14 protein-coding genes and 1 pseudogene are annotated in these 21073 nt (G+C 69.4%); 5 read left to right on the top strand and 10 right to left on the bottom strand.

Going from position 1 to position 21073, the window contains the following annotated elements:
* Window positions 1-10: 10 nt before the first annotated feature.
* Window positions 11-724, top strand: a complete 714-nt coding sequence (locus ABD793_RS40990; protein ID WP_344869127.1) for a class I SAM-dependent methyltransferase — start codon at window positions 11-13, stop codon at window positions 722-724.
* 1397 nt (window positions 725-2121) lie between these two features.
* Here ABD793_RS40990 and ABD793_RS40995 read toward each other — a convergent pair.
* The 10 genes and pseudogenes from ABD793_RS40995 to ABD793_RS41040 form a co-directional block, all read right to left on the bottom strand.
* Window positions 2122-2493: pseudogene (locus ABD793_RS40995) on the bottom strand (gamma-glutamylcyclotransferase); the annotation flags it as partial.
* Window positions 2494-2558: 65 nt separating this feature from the next.
* Window positions 2559-3656, bottom strand: coding sequence for an S-(hydroxymethyl)mycothiol dehydrogenase (locus tag ABD793_RS41000; RefSeq protein ID WP_344869128.1), 1098 nt, complete (start codon window positions 3654-3656; stop codon window positions 2559-2561).
* Window positions 3657-3730: 74 nt separating this feature from the next.
* The gene (locus ABD793_RS41005) at window positions 3731-4990 is read right to left on the bottom strand and encodes a peptidase C39 family protein (RefSeq protein WP_344869129.1); all 1260 of its coding nucleotides are present in this window, start codon (window positions 4988-4990) and stop codon (window positions 3731-3733) included.
* 74 nt (window positions 4991-5064) lie between these two features.
* On the bottom strand, window positions 5065-5466 hold the full coding sequence (locus tag ABD793_RS41010; protein ID WP_344869130.1) for a PaaI family thioesterase: 402 nt from the start codon (window positions 5464-5466) through the stop codon (window positions 5065-5067).
* A 52-nt stretch (window positions 5467-5518) separates the two neighbouring features.
* A complete protein-coding gene (locus ABD793_RS41015) occupies window positions 5519-7240 on the bottom strand; it encodes a TIGR03767 family metallophosphoesterase (protein WP_344869131.1) in 1722 nt (573 codons plus the stop codon).
* A gap of 135 nt (window positions 7241-7375) precedes the next feature.
* A complete protein-coding gene (locus ABD793_RS41020) occupies window positions 7376-7807 on the bottom strand; it encodes a DUF4190 domain-containing protein (RefSeq protein ID WP_344869132.1) in 432 nt (143 codons plus the stop codon).
* A gap of 103 nt (window positions 7808-7910) precedes the next feature.
* Window positions 7911-8729: a carbohydrate ABC transporter permease gene (locus ABD793_RS41025; RefSeq protein WP_344869133.1), complete on the bottom strand. Its 819-nt coding sequence runs from the start codon at window positions 8727-8729 to the stop codon at window positions 7911-7913.
* A complete protein-coding gene (locus ABD793_RS41030; RefSeq protein WP_344869134.1) occupies window positions 8726-9637 on the bottom strand; it encodes a carbohydrate ABC transporter permease in 912 nt (303 codons plus the stop codon). The genes ABD793_RS41025 and ABD793_RS41030 overlap by 4 nt, the downstream gene beginning before the upstream one ends.
* Window positions 9634-10938, bottom strand: coding sequence for an ABC transporter substrate-binding protein (locus ABD793_RS41035; protein ID WP_344869135.1), 1305 nt, complete (start codon window positions 10936-10938; stop codon window positions 9634-9636). The genes ABD793_RS41030 and ABD793_RS41035 overlap by 4 nt, the downstream gene beginning before the upstream one ends.
* Before the next feature lie 91 nt (window positions 10939-11029).
* Window positions 11030-13801, bottom strand: coding sequence for an AAA family ATPase (locus ABD793_RS41040; protein WP_344869136.1), 2772 nt, complete (start codon window positions 13799-13801; stop codon window positions 11030-11032).
* A gap of 348 nt (window positions 13802-14149) precedes the next feature.
* Between ABD793_RS41040 and ABD793_RS41045 the strand changes: the two genes are divergently transcribed.
* From ABD793_RS41045 to ABD793_RS41060, 4 genes are all read left to right on the top strand, one after another.
* Window positions 14150-17035 carry a helix-turn-helix transcriptional regulator gene (locus ABD793_RS41045; RefSeq protein ID WP_344869137.1) on the top strand — a complete coding sequence of 962 codons (2886 nt, stop codon included), beginning with the start codon at window positions 14150-14152 and terminating at the stop codon, window positions 17033-17035.
* Between the two features lie 193 nt (window positions 17036-17228).
* Window positions 17229-19088, top strand: coding sequence for an AfsR/SARP family transcriptional regulator (locus ABD793_RS41050; protein ID WP_344869138.1), 1860 nt, complete (start codon window positions 17229-17231; stop codon window positions 19086-19088).
* Window positions 19089-19165: 77 nt separating this feature from the next.
* Window positions 19166-19669 carry a MarR family winged helix-turn-helix transcriptional regulator gene (locus ABD793_RS41055; protein ID WP_344869140.1) on the top strand — a complete coding sequence of 168 codons (504 nt, stop codon included), beginning with the start codon at window positions 19166-19168 and terminating at the stop codon, window positions 19667-19669.
* A gap of 18 nt (window positions 19670-19687) precedes the next feature.
* Window positions 19688-21043: an FAD-dependent oxidoreductase gene (locus ABD793_RS41060; RefSeq protein ID WP_344869141.1), complete on the top strand. Its 1356-nt coding sequence runs from the start codon at window positions 19688-19690 to the stop codon at window positions 21041-21043.
* The last annotated feature ends 30 nt before the right edge of the window (window positions 21044-21073 follow it).

Consider the following 21073-nt stretch of genomic DNA (forward strand, 5'->3'; position numbering starts at 1 on the left):
GACTGAGCGGATGACCGATGTAGTGGGCTCTTTTCCGCAGTACGAGGTGTTCGCCGACCAATTCCTCGACCATGCCCGCGATGGCTTCTACAACGCGCACTACGATCGGCCCGCCTGCTTGGCCCTGCTCGGCGAAGTGACCGGGCAGCATGTGCTCGACGCCGCGTGCGGGCCCGGCCTGTACGCCGAGGAGCTGACCCGCCGGGGCGCGCGGGTGACCGGTTTCGACCTCAGTCCGCGCATGGTCGAACTGGCCGAGGAGCGGGTACCGGCAGGCACGTTCCGCGTGCAGGACCTCGCGCGGCCGCTGGACTGGCTCCCGGACGGCTCGGTCGACCAGGTGCTGTTCGCGCTGGCACTGGAATACGTCGACGATCGGGTGGCCGCGCTCCGGGAGTTCCGCCGGGTGCTGCGGCCGGACGGCGCGCTGGTGCTCTCGCGGATGCACCCGTTCGGCGACTGGCTTCGCAACGGCGGCAGCTACTTCGACGTCCGGGTGATCGAGGAGGTCTGGAGCCAGGGCTGGCAGGTGCGTTGCTGGCTGGCCCCGCTGGAAAGCACCTGCGAGGAACTGCGCGAGGCGGGATTCCTGATCGAATGCCTGCGGGAACCACGGCCTGCCCCGGAAAGCGCCGAACTGGACCCGGAGCGCTACGCCCGGCTACGCGACGAGCCGACCGGCTTCCTGGCACTGCGGGCGATCCCGGACCCGCGGCTCGGCTGAATCGCGGTGAGAGTTGCCCCCGTTCGCGGGCCGGATCGCCGATCCGCGCGTCCGCCCGCGCCAAGCCCCGCCGTCGCTCGCCTTGCCGCCGGTCACGGATTTTCTCGGCTGGTCGTACGCTATGCGGTCTCGACCACACCCATCCGAAGCCGCACGAGAACCCGTTCCAACGGTTAGCCGGAACGGCCTCGTCTTCCGCGAATTCGGCTTCTCGACGCCACCGCCCTGGCCGAACAGGGTACCGACCGGATCGACCGTGTGAAGACCGACAACGCCATGGACTACCGCCGCGCCCCGTCTACCCCACGCAGTAACCACCTCGGCGCGACACAACGGTCCACCCGCCCCCTACCAGCCACAAACCGACGCGAAAAGCAGAACGCGTCACGCGCCCGCGCCCGCGCCCGCGCCCGCACGCGCTCGCATCCGTACGCGCCCGCGCCCGCACCTGCGCCCGCGCCCGCACCTGCGCCCGCGCCCGCACCTGCGCCCGCGCCTGCACCCACACCCGCGCCCGCGCCTGCACCCACACCCGCACCCGCGCCCGCGCTCGCGCCTGCACCCGTACGCGCGCTCGCGCCTGCACCCGTACGCGCGCCCGCGCCCGCGCTCGCACCCGTGCCGAGGGAGGGGCCTGTGCTTGGCTGTTCGTTAGCTCGCGCGCCGCGGAGGGTCGGGTCTGTGCTTGGTTCTTCGCTGGTTTGCGCCACCGCGGGAGGGTTCTGCGCTCGGTTCTTCGCTGGTTCGCGCTGCGGAGGGTTCTGTGCTCGACCCTTCACCAGCTCACGGCACCGGGCCGAAACACTGGCCGGACTCCTGCGCCACCACAACCACCATCACCAAGCCCACACCGCCCGCAAGCACCACTCGCATCAACGAGCCGGCCGGGAACTGCAGCTAGCGGAGTGAAGGTCCCCTTCACCTCGCTCGCTCGCGCATGAAGGGGACCTTCAGTCCATCGGTTGGGGCTGAGGGGGACCTTCACCACCTGCTCAGCGGAAGGTTCGGGCGGGCGTCAGCACTGTGCAGGCGAGGCCGTGCTCCGGTGCCGGTTCGCCGGTCAGCCGGGCTGCCTCGGCCTGTGGCACGTCGGCGACCCGGACCGGACGGCCGTCGACGAGCAGCGGGCACCGGATCGGCGACGCGGCGACGTAGGCGAGCACGCCGTCCAGCCGGGTGCCGTCTGTGGTGTCGAGCGGGGTGCCGTCCGGGGTGTGGATGTCGGTGGTGTCGAGCGGGGTGCCGTCCGGGGTGTGGATGTCGGTGGTGTCGAGCGGGGTGCCGTCCGGGGTGCGGATGTCTGCGGTGCCGGGCCGTGCGTCGTCTGGGGTGTGGGTGCTCGTGGTGTTGGGCGGGGTGCGGTCCATGGTGCCGATGTCCGCGTCGTTCAGTTGGGTATCGGTGGTGCGGATGTCTGCGTTGTCCAGGCGGGCCAGGTGGTAGCGGTTGCCGCGGCCCTCGCACACGTCCAGTATGGCTCGCTGCTCTTCCGTTGCGAACCAGACGAAGTGGTGCTCCACCACGCCCGGCAATGCGGTCAGGGTGGCCGGGCGCTGGCCGTCGCGGGCGCGTAGGCCGGCTGCCCACACCGCGACCAGTCCGGTGCAGCGCACCCGCACCGCCACCACCGGGCCGGTGAGTCCGAGCTGCGTGCGCAGCCAGGTGATCTTCGACGGGCATGCGTTCGACCCGTAGGCCAGCACCGGGACCCGTTCGCGCCACCCCGGTGGCGCCGTGGCGAGGGCGTGGCCGGCGCCGTCGAGGTGCACGTACGAGGAATCCGGCCGAGCACCGGGGTACGGATCGGCCGGATAGTCCGCGTCGGGAAAGAGGCTCAGAACTCCACCACGCTGCGCAGCACCTCGCCGTGGTGCATCCGGCCGAACGCCTGCTCCACGCCGTCGACGCCGATGCGTTCGGTGACGAACTTCTCCAGCGGCAGCCTGCCCTGCAGGTACAGCTCGACCAGCATCGGGAAGTCGCGCGAGGGCAGGCAGTCGCCGTACCAGGACGATTTCAGCGAGCCACCGCGGGAGAAGAAGTCGATCAACGGCAGATCGTCCAGCCGCATCTCCGGCGTCGGCACGCCGACCAGCACCACGGTGCCCGCGAGGTCACGGCCGTAGAACGCCTGGCGCCAGGTCTCCGGACGGCCCACCGCGTCGATCACCACGTCCGGGCCGAACGAACGCGTGGCGTCCTGCATCGCGGCGACCACGTCCGGCTCGGCCAGCCCGCGGCTGTTGACCGTGTGCGTGGCGCCGAAACCCTTGGCCCACTCCAGTTTCTTGTCGTCGGTGTCGATCGCGATGATGGTGGTCGCGCCGGCAAGGCCGGCACCCGCGATGGCGGCGTCGCCGACCCCGCCGCAGCCGATCACCGCCACCGAGTCACCACGGCCGACCGCGCCGGTGTTGATCGCCGCGCCCAGCCCCGCCATCACCCCGCAGCCGAGCAGACCGGCGACCGCGGGCTCGGCCGCTTCGTTCACCTTCGTGCATTGTCCACTGTGGACGAGGGTCTTGCCGAGGAAGGCACCGACGCCCAGTGCGGGCGAGAGCTTCGTGCCGTCGGCCAGCGTCATCGGCTGCTCGGCGTTGAACGTGGCGAAGCAGTACCAGGGCTTGCCGCGTTTGCACGCCCGGCAGGTACCGCACACCGCGCGCCAGTTGAGGATCACGTAGTCGCCGGGCGCCAGGTCGGTCACACCGGCGCCGACCTTGTCCACCCGGCCTGCGGCCTCGTGCCCGAGCAGGAACGGGAACTCGTCGTTGATCCCGCCCTCGCGGTAGTGCAGATCGGTGTGGCAGACCCCGCAGGCCTGCACCGAGACGACCGCCTCACCCGGCCCCGGATCCGGAACCAGCACGGTCTCCAGCCCGACCGGCTCGCCCTTGGCCCGTGACACGACTCCCTGGACCTCGTACGGCATGCGCACACCCCTTCGGCACCGTTGGCGTTCCGATGGCAGCTAACCACGGGTCATGCGCATGCCGCCATACCTGGCTACGGCGTGATCAGGTAGACGATCCCGCCCGGTCCGCTCGCCACCTCGCCGGTGTCGGTGTAGCGCTTGGTGCGCTGCCAGATTTTCTCGAACTGGTCGCGCGGATAGACGTTGCGCACGCGGTCGTCGGAGCTGGACGCCGGATCGTTCACAATCACATCGCCCGCCTGGGTGAAGCCGACCACCACCATGATGTGCCCGGCGGTGCCGTAGCCCGCGCCGTCCAGCTCGCTGGGCAGGAACGACTGCGACGTGATCACCGGGATGCCGCGCGCGACGTAGTCCTCCAGTTCGTTCAGATCGTGCAGCCGGGTGATGTGCCCGCGCAGGCCGAGCGAGGCGGCGTAGGCGGTGTTGAACGGCCAGTTGCCGGTGCCGTCGTAGGCGTAGTCGAAGGTGTTGCGTGCCGCGTAGACCACCGACGGGTCCTGGTAGTCCGCGGGGATCCAGTCCATCTGTGCCGCGCTCGGCCCGTGGTGCCAGTACTCGGCGACCATTGCGGTCGAGGTCGGGCTGCACCAGGCCTCGCCGCCCCCGCCGTACTGCGGGAACTGTCCTTTGTGGATGTTCTGGGCGTAGGCGGGCACCTTCAGCTCGATCCCGCGGGCCCGGCCGGGTTTCGTGGTCGGCACGTCGAAGCGGTCCGGCACGTTCGAGGTCATCGCGCCGAGGGTGGACAACGTCGGCGTCGCCTTGCTGCCGGTCTGGCGGTAGAGCGTGACCCGTAGCTGGTAGGAGCGCAGCGTGACGCCGGTCTTGGTGGCGAGCGTGTCGACGTCGACCGAAGCGTTGTCGTCGCTCTGCCCGTCGACGCTGGTGCGCTGGATGTCCGCGTCGCCGCTGGCCCAGCGGCCCATCACGTACCAGGCGGTCTCGGCGCCCGCCGAGGTACGGCCCCTTGCCTGCACCTCCAGCCAGGTCTTCGCCGGCGTCCGCGCGTTCCACGACGCGATCAGCTGGGTTGCGTCGAAGCCCTGCCGGTACTGCGGCGAGGTCCAGGTGCCGTAGTCGTAGCGCTGCGTCGTGCCCAGTGCCGGTTCGGTGTGCTCGATCTGCCCGGCAGGCCGGGTGATGTGCAGTCCGGCCGGGCCGAAGCCGAGCCCGTCGAGCCTGCCGGTGGCCAGTGCGCCGCCGGACCACTCGTGGTAGTTGATCGCCTCGTCGTTGCCCGGCTGCCCGGGGGCGGCCGAGGCGGGCGATGCCGCACCGGCGGTCATCATGGCGATGGACAGTAACGTGACCAATCCGCGTGCGCGCATTCCGGCTCCGTCTCCGAACCCCAGTGGTAGCCGACGATTTTCGCTCCTGCGGGCGGGTAAGTAAACACCTGTCCTCAGAGCACCGCCTGGGTCTGGATCACCTTCGCGGCGAGTTTCCCCGCGTCGTCGTGGATTTCGGTCTCCACCACGACGACCCGCCGCCCGGTGTGCAGTGGTCTGGACGACGCGAGGGCGTAGCCCGAACGGACGCCGCGCAGGAAGTTCGTCTTCGACTCCAGGGTGCTCGTGCCCTTGGCGCCCTCGGGCAGGTTCAGGAAGGCGCACACCGCGCCGGTCGAGTCGGCGAGCGCCATCAGCACCCCGCCGTGCAGTACCCCGCCCAGCGTGCACAGCGACTCGGCCCACGCGAGCCTGCTGCGCACCAGGTCCGGGCCGTGCGTGAGGACCTCGATGCCGAGCCGTTCGCTGAACGGCATCGTGCGGTGGAACAGCTGGGTGCCTTCGTCGTCGGTCATGCCGGCCAGTCAACCGCGGCCGGGTGCATGGCGTCGATGACCTGCCAGGTAATCAGCCGAGCGGGTTGGTCAGCAGCAGTTCGGTGTTGTGGTCGTTCGCGGTCCCGACGCGGCCGAGGTCCACGTGGATGTCGTTGTAGGACAGCTCCCGGTACAGCGAGGCGAGTCCTTCCGGGGTTCGGGTGGCGTAGTCGGCGGCGTACGGCGCCTCGGCCTCGATGAGCGTGGTGAACAGCGACAGCGTGCCGTCCTGGTTGTCGGCGAGTTCGAGCACCCTGGCGTGCTGCGGGAAGTCGACGTGACTGGCGGTGTTGATCTCCCAGAAGCTCTGCGCGGGCGTCACGCCGACGTGCGGGGTGATCTTGTTCAGGTGGGTGTGCCCGTTGACCCAGGCCAGCACGTTCGGGAACCGGCCGAGCAGCGCGACGAACGAGTCGCCGTTCAGCCGCGGTTCCAGCAGGTGCCGCGCGTCCGGCAGCAGGTTGCCCATGGTGTCGCTGGTGTGGTGGCTGAACAGGATGAACAGCTCGTCGGTCACCGAGTGGCTGACCGCGCGGCCGAAGAAGTCGTAGTAAGTGGAACTCCCGCGCTTGAGCGTGGTCTCCAGCCAGGTGTACTGACCGAGGCCGATCGACCCGTCGGAGAACCCGCCCTGCGTGGTGGTGTCGAGGCTGATGCCGGTCACGCCGGGTGCGACGCGGAAGGTGTAGTAGACGTCGCGGCCGTCGGCGTTGGCGTCGGTGAAGCCGTGCCCGTGCGGGCCGGGGCCGTCGTTCGCGGGGTCGAGGTGGGCCTGCACGAACTGCGCGGTGCTGAACGGATGCCGCCGCTCGTCCGGGGTGACCTCGCGGATGGTGCCGCTGCCGCCGAACAGCTCACCGAGCGGCACGGTCGCGCCGCGGTTGATGGCCGCCCCGAGCTTCGCCTTGGTGCTCTCGTCCTTGCCGATCACCTTGTACTTGCCGGTGTACCAGCCCTCGATGCCGGGGATGCCTTCCGGCAGGGTGCCGGCCACGCTGTCTTCGTGGTTGCCGAACGTGCAGTACCACGGCAGGTCGAGCCCGGGTGCGGTGAACGGCGCGATGGCGGCCTCGAGCAGACCGGGTATCTGCGGGAAGCCCTTCTTCGAATAGCCGTCGTCGAGTTCGGTCGCGGGGTTCCAGAACTCGGCGTTGCCGGAGTCCTGCACGCCCTCGTAGCGCGCCGGGTCGCCGGAGTTCGGGGTCAGCTCGCCGCCGTTCATCGTGGTCAGGAACCAGTCGAGCTCGATCAGCTCGTGGTTGTCGGCGTTGTCCCCGGTGGTCACCACGAAGTCGAACGGACGGCCGGTGAACGGGCCGGCGCGCAGTCCGGCGACCCGGCGGACCAGTGCGCTGGTCGCCACCGTGCCCAGCGCCTCCTGTGGCCGGTGCGCGGAGCCGATGAACGGATGCAGGTACTCGAACCGCGCCGGCGATTCGGCGTCGGTGATGTGCAGGTCGGTGAACTGCACGAACGAACCGAGCGCGGTACGGCGGTCGTCCCGGCCGGACTGCGGCGCGACCAGATCCGCGCGCACCACGAGCGGCCAGCCGGGCCCGCCGGTGAGCCGCGAGTACGTGCTGGTGCCGCCGCCCGTGGCGACCTGCTCCAGCGTGGTGCCCGCGGTGCGCACGGCCCGGCGCGCGGTCCGCCGCAGTGCGCGGTCCAGTGCGTTCGCGGTCGGTGTGCACAGCAGCAGCCCGGCGCTCGCTGCCCCCGCCGTGGTGAACGTTCGCCTGGTCAGTCCGCCCATCTTCGCTCCCTGGCACTCCGTCGGAAAACGCGAATCAGTCTCATGTTTGGTGACAACGGAGAAGACTGTGTCACAGCGAGACGGGTTCGGTCACCGCCGAAAGTGGGGTACCGGCTCCCGCGGCCCGGTCACGGGTCAGCAGTAGAACGCGCAGGACGTGCCCGCGGCCGCGAGTGAACCGAAGAACAGCACGAGGAAGATCACCGCGGGGATGGCCGCGAGGATGCCGCAGATCAGGCCCGCGATGGCCATGCCCTGTCCGGTCCAGCCGGGTTTGCCGGACTGCACCATGCCTGCCCAGGACAGCCCGATCGCGGTCAGCGCCGCGACGATGTCGAAGAACGGGATCCAGAAGCCGAGTACCGCGACGATCCCGACGACCATGCCCGCGATCGCCATCCCGCTCGTGCGCGCCGGCGGCCCGTACGGCATCCCGTAGGGCGCCGGCGGTCCGTACGGCGTGGGGTAGGGCCCCTGGCCGGCGTAGGGCACCGGTGGCTGACCCGGGGCGGCGTAGGGCTGCCGGTGCGGGTCGGAATAGGGCTGCTGCTGGTACGGGTCGGTCATCTGGCGCTCCTGATCTGGGTCGACTCCGGATAGTCGCACGCCGGGAAGTTCCGGTTACGCGGTTTGCGCTTTTCGGACCGGATTCGGTGACCCCGGCCGGTATTCAGCCCTTCAGCCCGGACTCCGTCACGCCCTGGACCAGATAGCGCTGCAGGAAGGCGAACAGCAACACGATCGGCGCGATGGTCACCGCGGCGGCGAGGAAGAGCAGATCGAGCTGCGGGTTCTGCGCGGTCAGCAGACCGGAAAGCGCGACCTGCACGGTCCACGAGTCCGGGTCCTGCGCGATGATCAGCGGCCACAGGAACGCGTTCCAGCTGCCGATCACGGTGATCACCGCGATCGCGGCGAAGAAGCCCCGCGAATTGGGCACCACGATCCGGCGGAACACACCCCAGCGGGTCAGCCCGTCGACAAGGCCCGCGTCCTCCAGCTCCTTCGGGAAGTCCAGGAAGTACTGCCGGAACAGGAACACGCTGAAGGCACTGAACAGACCGGGGATCACCAGCCCGCGGAAATCGGAGAGCCAGCCCAGCGTCGACACCACGACGAAACTCGGCACGAAGGTCACCGAGGCCGGGATCATCAGCGTCGCGAGCACCGCGTAGAACACCGGTTTCGAGTAGCGGTAGGGCACCCGGGCAAGCCCGTACCCGGCCAGTGAGCAGATCACCAGCAGCCCGACCGTCTGCAGCACCGCGACGATCGCCGAGTTCAGCAGGCTGCGCGCGAACGGCACGTCCTGCTGTCCGAACAGCCTGCCGAAGTTCTCCCAGTGCACCTTCTCCGGCCAGAACCTCCAGCCGGGCGCGGTGATCTCCGCACGCGAGGAAAGACCGTTGCGCAGCAACAGGTAGAACGGAACCAGGAACAGCACCGCGGCCACCGACAGTGCGCTCCACCGCAGCGCCGCGCGGATCACGTCGCACTCCGATCGAACCGGAAGAGCCTGCCCTGCACCAAGGTCACCACGGCGATCAGCACGGCGAGGATCATCGCACCCGCGCTGCCGCGGCCGAGGTCCTGACCGCCGGAGCCGAGCGAGGTGTAGTAGAGGTAGACCAGCGGCGGACGGCCGAAGGGCGGATAGCCACGGGCATCCCCGAGTGTGTTGTAGAACTCGTCGAACGCCTGGTAGGCGTTGATCAGATTCAGCAACAGCACGGCCACCGACGTCGCGCGCAGCTGCGGCAGCGTGATGTGCCGGAAGACCTGCCAGCCCGGTTTCGCACCGTCGAGCCAGGCCGCCTCGTACAGGTGCCGCGGAATCCGTTGCAGGGCAGCGAGGAAGAGGATCAGGTAGAAGCCGAGCTGCAACCAGAGCCGGGCGGTCACCAGTACGACCCAGTACAGCGGCGGGTGTACCGTGCCGGTCCAGGCGACCGGATCCACGCCGAAGATCCCGAGCACCGTGTTGGCGAGTCCATATCGGACTCCGGAGAACAGCGACGTCTTCCAGATCAGCGACGCGACCACGTAGGAACAGGCGAACGGCAGGAAGAACACCGACCGGAAGAACGCCCGCGCGAACTTGAGCTGATGCACGCCCAGCGCCAGCGCCAGCGACAGCACGAAGGTCAGCGGCACGATGAACACCGCGAACACGCTGAACGTGCCGAGGCTCGCCAGGAACGGCCCGTCGCTCAGCATCTGCGCGTAGTTGTCCAGTCCGACGAAGACACTCGGGGTCACCGTATTGCGCGCGTCGAAGAACGACAGGTACAGGCTCCACCCGATCGGCAGGTAACCGAACACCGCCAGCCCGATCAGGAACGGGCCGACGAACCCCCAGAACACCAGTGTGTCCCGGGTTTTCCGGGACAGCTTCATCCGAACAGGCGCTTCAGCTCGGACTTCGCGACGGCGACCGCGGCTTTCGTCTGCGCTGCCGGATCCGCACCCTCCTTCGCGATCTTGGACACCGCGTCGGACAACGCGGTGTTCGACGCCTGTGTCCACATCGGACCGCCGATCAGCCGGCTGTTGTCCTTCAGGTACCGCACCACGTCCGCGGCAGGGCCGGACCGCAGCGCGTCCGCCTTGTCGATCAGGCTCTGCCGTGCCGGCACGTGGAATCCGTAGCGGGTGGCGAACTCCAGCTGGTCCTTGGTCTGGTCGACCCAGAGCCATTTCACGAACGCCTTCGCCTCGTTCACGTGGGCGCTCTTCGCGTTGACCATCGCACCGTACGCGCCGACCGGAACCGAAGCCGCGCCGCTGTCGTCCAGCTTGGGGAACGGCAGCACGGCGAAATCGTCGTTGAGCGCGTCCCTGATCTTCGGGAGGTTCCACAGCCCGGTCCACTGCATCGCGCAGAGCCCGTCGATGAACGCGCTCGGGTCCGACCAGTCCGCCGGAGCGCCGAGCAGCAGGGAACCGTTGGTGTTCAACGTGTGCAGCTTGCCGAACGCGGTGGCCGCGCGCGGATCGTCGAAGCCGACCTCCCGGTTGCCGTTGCCGAGGTAGTCCAGTCCGGCCGACCACATCAGCGGACCGGTCAACGTGCCGACCCCGCCGTCGTTGCCGGCGAACAGGCCCTTCACGCCGTCCTTGGTCAGCTTGCCCGCGGCGTCGACCAGCTCGTCCACGGTCTGCGGCGGCTGCACCCCGGCGGCCTGCAGCAGGCTCTTGCGGTAGCAGAGCACCTGCGTGTCGGTGGACTGCGGGATGCCGTAGACCTTGCCCTCCACGGTCTGCGCGGCGAGCACCGCCGGACTGAAATCGTTCTTCACCGGCGCGACGAGATCGTCCAGCGCCACCACCTGGCCCTGGCGCACCCAGTCGATCTTGACCTGTCCCTCGAACACGTCCGGCACGGCGCTGTTCTGCAGTGCGGTGACGATCTTCGAATCGTAGTCCCCCGGGTTCCACTGGACCCTGACCTCGGCATTCGGGTAAGAGGCCGCGTACTCCTTCACCGCGTCCTGCACGCCGTCCTCGCCGTAGGCGTGGTACCACTGCTGCAGCGTGACCTTGGCCGCGGACGACGGGGGCGGCGCTCCCGCGGACGCCGCGGTGGACGGCGGCGGATCGCCGGGCCGTCCGGTGTTCGATCCGCATGCGGCTGCCATCGCGCCGGCTGCGGCCGTCCCCGCCAACGACAGGAACGACCTCCTGGTGCGCTGCTGCATCCCCGTTCTCCTCCGACGTGGCCGACAGTGCCGGGACCAGATTCCCGCACCGGAGCCATCCTGCACTGGCAACTCGCCGGGGTGACAGAGCTCACTCGGGGTATTCGCCGCTCATCAGTGCCGCCGACAGTTCGATCCGGGACCGCAGGCCGGTCCGGGCGAACAGCCTGCTCAGCCGCCCCTCCACGCTCTTGTCGCTGGTTCGCAGCACCCGCGCGAGCTGCTTGTTGCCGAGGCCCTCGGACACCAGCACGGCCAGCAGGCGTTCGTTCTCGGCCACCGCCACCTGCCGCCCTGGCACCGCGATGCTGTGCCGGCGCATCAGGTACCGCATCCGCGCGCGGTACAGCAGCGCGCCGTTGTCACCGAGGATCTGGTAGGCCTCCGGGAGCAGCTCCGGGCCGGCCGCACGGCTGCGCACGAGCCGGGCGATGACCCACGCCACCTCGAACGACTGGCCCCGCTCGCGAGCGAGTGCAATGCATTCTTCGCCGACCGAAGTGTCCTGTTTGATCGCTGCGCGCAGCAACAGGGCGTAGAGCCGCGCGCGCTCGGTTTGCATGGTGTGCGCGATGTTTTCCAGTTCGGTGAGGTAGGTCAGCGCGGTCGGCAGGTCACCGCGGTCCACCGCCTGTTCGGCCAGCCGGAAGGTGACCAGCTCGGTCGCCGCGACCACCCCGCCGTCGGAGGACATCGTGTGGCCGAGGACGAGCCGGGTGGTGGCCTCCGCGCGATCCCCGAGTGCTTCGAGGACATGTGCCTCGCCGCAGGTGATCAGGTGCGCGAGCATCGGCCGCGGTGACCACGCGGCGGCCAGCAGCTCTCGTGCGGCGGTCAGCCTGCCGCGGGACACCAGCACTTCGGCGGCCGCCAGGTGCATGGGTGCCCGGTTGGAGTTCCAGCCATGGGCACCTGCCATCACGTGGTGGCGCAGGGCCAGATCGACCGCGGTGTCGGCGTCCCCCCGCATCCGGGCCAGCAGCGCCTGGTCCGACAGCGGCAGCCGGGCCGGGTCGAGGTGCTCGGCGGCGAGCAGCCGTTCGGCCTGGCGGAGGTCGCCGAGTGTGAGCAGGGTGCTCAGGCTGATGATCGTCTGCCGCACCCGGAGCCGTTCGACCTCGCGCAACGACCAGCGATCGCGAGCCGCGAGGGTGGCCTGGAACGGCTGCGGATGCCCGGTCCACAGCGCGGCCAGTACCTCGAACATCGAGCCGAAAAACCGGGCCAGTTCGTTGTCCTGCCAGAGCTGCCTCGTCTCGGCGAGCAGCTGGGCGACCTCGGGCCAGCAGTCGAGCACGACCAGTGAGGCGACTCTGGCGAGCACGCGCGGGGTGGGGGATTCCGACCAGGACAGTCGTCCGGCGGCGATCTCTTCGACCTCGTCGACCCGGCCGGTGCCGTACAGCGTCCACACCGCCATCAGCTGCACTTCGACCTGGGTTTCCTCGGTGAACTCATCCTGCAGTTCACGCAGATCGCGCAGCAGCGGACGAAGTGCTTCGAGGCTCTGCCGGTAATCGCCGTGCGTCGTGCAGACCCAGGCGCACTGCAGCCGCATGAGTGCCTGCTGGGTGCGGTCCCCGGCCAGTTCGCTGCCCGCGTGCAGCCACCAGGCCATCCGGTGCGCGATTTCCGGGGTGTCCGGGCTCCTCGCCGCCGCCCGGTCGAGCAGTGTGGCGCAGGCCCGCGCCGGATCGGTCAGCCTGCCCGCGGTGGCGAGTTGATCGGTCAGGTAGTCCGGATCCGGACACTGCGCAGTGCCGGACCACAAAGCGGTCACCGCCTTCGCGGCCAGCGCCCGTCGTTCGTAGGGGCCGAGGTGCGCGACCAGTGTCGACGCGACGACCGGAACCACGAAGCGCCAGCTGCCCTTTCCCACGCTGTGGTGCACGATGCCTTCGCGCACCAGGTTTTCCAGTTTCTCGCGGACCCGGGCGGGTGTCACGTCCAGCGCTTCGCCGATCAGCGGCACGGCTTGCTCGCCGAGCGGGTGCAGCACCGCCAGTGCCTTGGCGACCCGCCAGGTCTCCGGGCCGAGCTGGTGAATCATGCGCAGCATCTGATGGGTGGGCGGAAGTCGCGGCAGCGGCGAACCGGGCACGAGGAACGCCTGCCGGTTCACCACCTGCACGGCGCCCAGCTCCTGCATTACCGCGACACTGCCGTGCAGTGCGGCCGGCAGCCCCCGGGTGAGCGATGTCAGCTGCCGCACCAACCGTTCTTCGGGCGCGGCCTTGGTCAATTCACGAATCGTTTTCGTGATTTCCGCGGGACGCAACGGATTCATCCGCAATTCATGCACCAGCCCCTCCCTGCGCAGCCGGCGCAACACCGCGAGTCCTGCCGTGCGCACGACTCCCGAGGCGGGTGTGCGCACGGCGCAGACGCATTTGACCGTGGTTCCGGCGATCCGCCGGATCAGCGCCTCCAGCACGGCGAGCGTGTCGCGGTCGATCCACTGCACGTCGTCCAGCAGCACCACCGCATCCCCGGTGAGCAGCAACGGAGCCGCGGCGGCCGCGGCCGCGAGCCGGGCCGCGCCGGGATCGGACGCGGCATGCGGTACCGGCCCGACCGGTGCCCACGGGAGCATCGGGAAGTCGGGCCGCGGCACCGGCCCCGCCTCGTGGTCGCGACCGGCCGGATCATCCGGCCGTAGCGCGAGATTCGCCGGTACCCCGGCCATTGCCGGGGTGAACTGGCTGCAGTAGGTACGGACGTCGCGGTGGCCGAGCGCGACGCGGAGATCGGCGAGCAGCGTCGTGCGGCCCACGCCTGCGGGACCGGTGACGACCAGCAGTGGGGGCAGGTCCGGACAAGTGGCGAACTCGGTTATCGCGTCCACGGTCACGAGTGTCTCCACGGGGAGATCGTTCTCGGGGCCGACCGGCTCCGAGGGACAAACTTCATCGTGGCAGGGGCAGGGGAGGGCTTCACTCTACCGGGCAGAATTGCCGCTCAAGTGTACTCGGGCAAAAGGCCTGGTGTGCTCGGGCAAAAAGCTGCCCGCGGATGATCGGTCCATGAGGGAACTTTCCCAGTGTCGTGGTCAGGGCACCGCGGCAGTAGTTCCGGGCCGGACGATCCGCTACGACTGGAGTCGGCTGTACGAACCGGTGACGGATACCCACCCGCTCGCCCGTGCACCCCGTGCGAACCCGATCGGCCGTCCGCTCTCCCGAGCGGGCACTGGCAGCAGAAGGGAGCCGAGATGACGCGCAGGCATCCGGAGCTGGTCGGCAGGCAGGTCGAACTCGACACCCTGGACACGCTCTGCCGGGGGCCGCAGATCTTGGTCGCGGTCCGCGGTCCCCGCGGAAGCGGCCGATCGGTGGTGCTCGGTCAGCTCGGCCGGAACCTGCGCGCCGACGGCATCACCGTGCTGGACCTCCCGTTCCGCGACGTGAAGCCTGCGGAGTGGGACCTCTTCGGTGCCCGCGCGATCCTGCACGCCATCCGAGAACAGTTCGAGGGTCTCGGTGCGGATCCCCGGCTCGCCGAGTCGATCACCGCGGTGCACCGGCTGTGCACGGCGGAGAGTTACGCCAGCCCGTCCGGCCAGTACAACCTCCTCACCGAGCTCAGCAGGATGTTCGCGCGGATCGCGGTGAACGGTCCCGCGGTGGTGCTCGCCGACGACGTCGATTCGGTCCCCAAGGTGGTGATGGCGCTCGCCGCCGCGCACCGTGCGGGCCATCGCGTGGTGGCGACCTGCACCGGTGACCAAGGGGAGCCCGACGAAATCGCTCATCTGTGCAGTCTGGCCGATCGGTCGATCCTCCTGGAGCCGTTGTCGGCGGACGAGGTCTCGGTTCTGCTGCGGCACCTGGCCAACACCGGGGTCGACGGGACGTTGCACGCCGCGCTCCGCCGGGGTCTCGGTTCGCGGTATGGAAACCCGGGTGCACTGGACGCAACCTGCACCCACCTTCGCCGCAGTGGCCGGCTTGCGGTGGTGCAGGGCGAACTGTGCCTGCGCGATCCGGCCGATCCGGTGCGGCTGGCTCCGAGTGATCCGTTGCTGGCGGAGGTGGACGCGGTCGGCGCCGATCTGGTCGCGCTGGCCACGAGCGAACCCGGCTTCGCGGTGGACGAGATCCCGGTGCTCGCTGTCGCCACCGGCCGGTCCGCAGTCGATTGCGGACTGGCGCTCGACCGGCTGGTGCGCACCGGCGCACTCGAAAGCGACGCCCGGGGCAGGCTCGGCTGCCCGTGTCCGGCACTCGGCGTCGCGGTGCGCGAACGGCTCGGCGCGGACGCCGTCGCGAAGCTGCACCGCGCGGTGGCCGAGCACCTGCTTTCCGACGGTGCACACGCGGTGGCCGGTCCGGCCGTGGTGGCCGACCACGTGGTGGCCGCGGGCCGGACACTGGCTCCCCGGCCGGACGCGGCCGTCCTGCTACGGGCGGAGGCGGACCGCGCCGCACCGGTCGAGCCGGGCCGGGCGGCGGAGCGGCTGTTCGCCGCCCGGTGGCACGGTGCCGGCGGCGAGGTTCGCGAACTGGTGCGGTTGCTGTGCTACGCAGGCTCCTACCGGCGCCTCGACGAGCTGATCACCGAGCTGGCGGACACCGGGGCTGTGCCGGAAGACGAGGCGGAACGCCGGGAACTCGCGTGCGCCGCAGTGTTCGCCGCGGTGCATCTCGGCCGCCCGGTCCCGCAGACAGTGCGTGCCGCGCTGGGCGACACCGTGGTGTTCCGGTTCGCCGATCGGTGGTTCGAGGGCGTGGCGGTGTCCCCGGCGGAGGCCCGCGCCGCGTTCCGTGGCCTGAGCGACCGGTGGCCGCGGCGGTCGGCGGCGGCGCGGCCGGTGACGCCGGGCAGGCTGGCCTCCTCCGGTGCGATGCGGGATCTGGTCACGGTGTTCAGCTGGATGTTCGGTGCCTGGTACCGCATTCCGGAGTCCGGGCCGCTGGCCGCGTACCACCGGTTGACCGACGGCTTCGTGCGGGCCAGCTGGCCCGCGGCGCTCAGCGCGGCGAGGGAACTCGAAGCGGCCTCGGCAGGGGATTGTCCGGAACGCGACTTCGCCAGTCTGCTCGCCGCGGAAATGGCGCTCTGGTGCGGAAAACGCGGTAGGGCCATCGGGTGGCTCGGCCTGGCGTCGAGGACCCGGTTCCCCGCACTGTGTGCCTGGGTGGAATGCGGCCTCCGTCAGGAGGCGGGCGATGTCGAGGGTGCGTTGTCCGCGGGCTGGCGGGTGTGCCTGGAGCTGACGGGCAAACCGGCCGAGCTGGGCACGATGCGGCTGCTCGTGCGGATGGCCGGGATCGCGATGTCGGCAGATCGTGACGGCTGGGCAAGGCAGATCCTCGAGGAGGTGAAGCGGCGGCACGCGTGGGAGAGCAGCAGTGAGTCGTGGGAAGCGCTGCTGCTGGTGCGCGGCATGGTCGAGGGTGAACTGTCCGCGGTACGCGCCGCGGAGCGGATGGTTCGCAGCCGTGGGCATCTGCCGGACCTGGTGTGGGCGTGCATGGGCGTCGCGCGGGTCGCGCCGAACCCGCGGGACTGGCTGACCGAAGCCCACCAGATCGCCACCGAGCTGTCCGCGAGCCGGTTGCGGGCGAAGGTCAAGCAGCTCATGGAAACCCACGGGGTGCTGGCGCCCGTCGCCCGCTCGCGCGGTGTCGAGCTCTCCGCGCTGGAGCTGGACATCATCGACCTCATCCGCGACGGCCGCACGAACCGGCAGATCGCGGTGAAGATGCAGATGAGCGAGAAGACCGTGGGCAACCACCTGACCCGGCTGTTCGGCAAGGTCGGCTGCCGCACCCGGCACGGGCTGGCGGCGGCGAGCCTGAGCGGCAGGCTGGAACCACGGCCCGGCGAGGCAACGGCGTCCACGGCGCACCTGGTGGACCAGACCATGCCGGCCGGCCGCCCTGCTCCCGAATCGGTCCCGCAACGGCCGCATCCGCTGGCCGAACGTTCCCCGGAACCGAGCCCGGAAAGCGTTTCAACGCAACCGAAACCCGGTCAGCGGGCGCCGGTTTCCGGGTCTGCGGGCGAGCCCTCCGGAGCCGAGCGCGCCGTGCTGCCGCCGCGGGGTGATCCCGAGCTTCGGGTGTGGTCCGCGCGCAGCGCCGGGGCAGGCTGAGACCCGGCAGCTGGGCGCGGAAGCTGTGCCACCGTCCGGGAATCCCGGAACCGGTGCCGCTGCCACGCGCCATCGTAGGGACAGTACCGCCGCCCGTTTTCCGCGATTTCCCGGTGAGAGGTGTTGCGATGTAACTTTGCCGGTCTTTCTGGGGGGAGAGACTACTCATACGTCTTCACTGACGGAGGATGCCGTGCAGATCGATATCCTGGGGCCGCTACGTATTACTCACGAGAATCTGGACATCACGCCGACCGCGCCGAAGCTGCGGCAGGTTTTCGCGTTGTTGTCCACCTGTGCCAACATCGTGGTCTCGCACGAGAGGTTCATCGAGGAACTGTGGGAATCGGGACCGCCCACCAGCGTGACCACCACCCTGCAGACCTACATCTACCAGCTGCGCAAGATGATCAACTCCTGTGCCGGTGCGACCGGTGGTGCCGACGGCGGGTTCGTGCTGCGGACCTCCCGGCGTGGCTACATGCTGAACCTGGGAAATGTCGACGAAATCGACGTCGCGCGTTTCGAGGAAGCCGTCCGCATGGGTACCCAGGAACTCGAGGCGGCGCAGGCGGAGAATGCGGCCGACACGTTGCGCCGGGCATTGCAGCTGTGGCGCGGGCCGGCGCTGGCCGACGTCGAATCGGGCCCGATTCTCAGTGCGGAACGGCTGCGGCTGGAGGAATTGCGCAAAACCGCACTGGAACGGCGGATCGAGGCGGATTTCCAGCTCGGCCGGCACGCCCGGCTGGTCGGTGAGCTCACCGGGCTGCTCGCCCAGTCGCCGACGAACGAGCACATGGCCTCGCAGCTCATGCTCGCGTTGCACCGGTCGAACCGGCGGGTGGAGGCACTGGGCATCTACGAAAAGGTCCGCGGCACCCTGATCAAGCAGCTTGGCCTCGATCCGTCACCGGAACTGCGCCGGCTGCACACTGCGATCCTCAATTCCGATCAGGCGCTCGCGCTGCCCGCCCCGCCGGTCGCCGTGCCCGCGCCCCGCCGCAGTGCACCGTGCCACCTTCCGCAACGTGGCGGACGGCCGGACTTGTACCAGAAGGAACTGGCCGCGGCGCTGGCCGAACTCGGCAGCACCGGCCGGAGCGGTCCGGCCAGCATGATCATCACCGGCCCGCCGGGGGCGGGCAAAGGGTCGCTGGCCACCGAAATCGCCTACGAGGCCCGCCAGTGGTACCCGGACGGCCAGCTCTACGCCCGGCTCACCGACCAGCGTGGGCAGGCGGCCGATTCCTTCGACGTGCTCGGGAGTTTCCTGCGCGCGCTCGACGGTCCGGTGGCGAACCTGCCGTCCACCACACAGGAGCGGGCCTACGCCTTCCGTGCGGCCACTGCGGACCGCCGGGTGCTGGTCCTGCTCGACGACGTCGTCAGCACCGGCCAGCTCGCCGATCTGCTGCCTGCCGGCGACGGCTGCGCCGCGGTGGTCGGCACCCGCTTCCAGCTCTGCTGCCGGGCCATCGAGACGGTGTTCGAACTGTCCCCGCTGGACACCGAGGGTGCGATGGGCTACCTGCGGGACGCGGCCGGCCGGGACCGGATGGACCAGGATCCGGCCGCGGCACTGGAACTCGTGGAGTTGTGCGGTGGCGTGCCGGTCGCACTGGAGAGCTGCGCGGACAAGCTGCGTGCCCGGCCCGGCTGGACGCTGGCCAGGATGATCGCCTGGATCGGACGGGCGCGCGCCGCCGACGCCACCAGGGACCCGCTCAACCTGCGGCCGGGAATCGAGCACACCTACTGGTGCCTGCCGCAGGACGCCCGCGAAGTGTTCTCCCTGTTCGTCTCCTCCCCGCGGCCGTTCTGGACACCGGAATCGGTGGCCGAGACGCTCGGGCTGCCCGAACTGGAGGCGGAAACCCTGCTGGAGTCCCTTGTGGACGCCCAGCTGATCGGCACCTGCGACGCCACCCGGCCTTCCTATCGATGCTCGTTCGCGATCACCGCGGCGTGCCGCGGGCTGCCGATCAAGACGCCGGGAGTGCCTCCGGTCAGTCCTCGACGTGAGCTCGTGCAGGGCGGACGACGCGCCTGACCTGGGGTTTCGTCTCGAAGGCCGAGGTGTGAAAAGTAGTTAGTGCGATCGAACTAACTACCTGATAGAGTCGTCGTGTGCGAGGTGAAACCGAAAAGGACCGGCCTGCGACGCCCGAGCGGAAAGAGCTCATCGAGGAGCTCATGGTCGCCGGGCGAGCGCTGAGCACGGCCACGGTGATGTTCCATTCCGTGCTCGCGGAAAACGTCGGCCTCACGTCCACAGAGGACAAGGCGATGGAGTTGCTCGACCGGCTGGGACCGCTCACCCCGGGCAAGCTCGCCGAGTACTCGGGGCTGGCGAGGGCGAGTGTCACCGCACTGGTCGATCGGCTGGAGCGCAAGGGATTCGTCCGCCGCGTCCGGCGGTCCGACGATCGGCGCAGCGTACTGGTCGAGGTGAACCCGGAGCGCGCCAGATCGATCGACGCACTGCTCACCAGCTGGGTCGGCGAGCTGACGAGTTTGTTCGACGAATACGACGACGGGGAACTGAGGGTGATCCTCGGCTTCCTCGAGCAGGCGGCGAAACGGCAGCAGGAAATGACTGTCGAGCTCGCCGCCGGATCCACCGAGGCCTGAGACAGGAGTGTCAGTTCAATGTCGGAAACTCCACATGTGATCGTGATCGGGGCCGGTACCGGGGGCATGTGCTTCGCACACGGCCTGAAGCGGGCCGGGATCCGCGTGTCGGTCTACGAGGCGGACCGCACGCGCAAGGACGGCCTGTACGGCTACCGCGTCGGCATCGACCCGCACGGCACCCGCGCGCTGCAGGCCTGCCTGCCGCCGGAGCTGTTCGAGACCTTCCTGGCCACCTGCGCCCGGCAGCCGCGCTACTTCAGCATGCTGACCGAGAAGGACAAGGAGATCTTCACTCTCGACCTGCCCCCGGACGCCAACCAGATCGACAGCGAGAAGTCGGTCAGCCGGATGACGCTGCGCCAGGTCCTGCTCACCGGGCTGGAGGACGTCGTCGAGTTCGGGAAGCGGTTCACACACTACGAAAAGCACGACGACGGCCGGGTCACCGCGTACTTCCAGGACGGTACCTCGGCGACCGGGGACATGCTCGTCGCGGCGGACGGGCCCGGTTCCCGGGTGCGCAGGCAGTACCTGCCGCACGCCGAACTCGTGCCGGCCGGGGTGATCTCGGTGGCGGGCAAGGTGGCCATCGACGAGCGCACCCGCCACCTGCTGTCCGAGCGGGTGTTCTACGGGCTGTCCCTGGTGTTCGCACCGAAGGGCTTCTTCAACATCTTCCACGTCATGGAGTTCCCGTGGAACAAGGACGGGAAGGCGAAGGAAGGCATCGGTGGCAACGAGAAGGAGCTCATCGAGAACTGGCCGGGCATGCTGTACGACAACACCCAGGACTACATCAACTGGGGTTTCGCCGCGGCCACCGACAAGTACCCGAAGGACATCCTGAAGGTACGCGGCCAGGAGCTGATGGACCTGATCCTCGGCATGACCGAGGACTGGCACCCGAACTACCGCGAGCTGATCCGGCTCACCGACCCGTCCACCTGCTTCCCGATCAACATCATGACCTCCAAGCCGATCCCGCTGTGGGAGCCGACGAACATCACGCTGATCGGCGACGCGATCCACACCATGACCCCGGGCCGTGGCGTCGGTGCCAACACCGCGCTGCGCGACGCCGCGCTGCTGGCCAAGAACCTGACCGCGGTGCGCGACGGCGAGATGAAGCTGATGGAGGCAATCCACGACTACGAGGCGCAGATGGTCGAGTACGGCTTCGCTGCGGTCAAGGACTCACTGAAGCAGCAGGGCGGCGACAGCATCATGCACAAGCCGGTGCTCGGCCGGATCGCGCTGGCAGGCATGCGCGCCAGTATGCGCACGGTCAACGCCGTGCCGTTCCTCAAGAAGCAGTTCGCGAAAGGACTGCTCGCCCCGCGGGGCAACGAGCAGATCGCCGAGCAACTCTGACTCGCGGCCCCGTGCCGCCGCAGCGAGGAG

It is taken from the genome of Amycolatopsis ultiminotia (genome assembly GCF_039536925.1).
Classification (GTDB): Bacteria; Actinomycetota; Actinomycetes; order Mycobacteriales; family Pseudonocardiaceae; genus Amycolatopsis; species Amycolatopsis ultiminotia.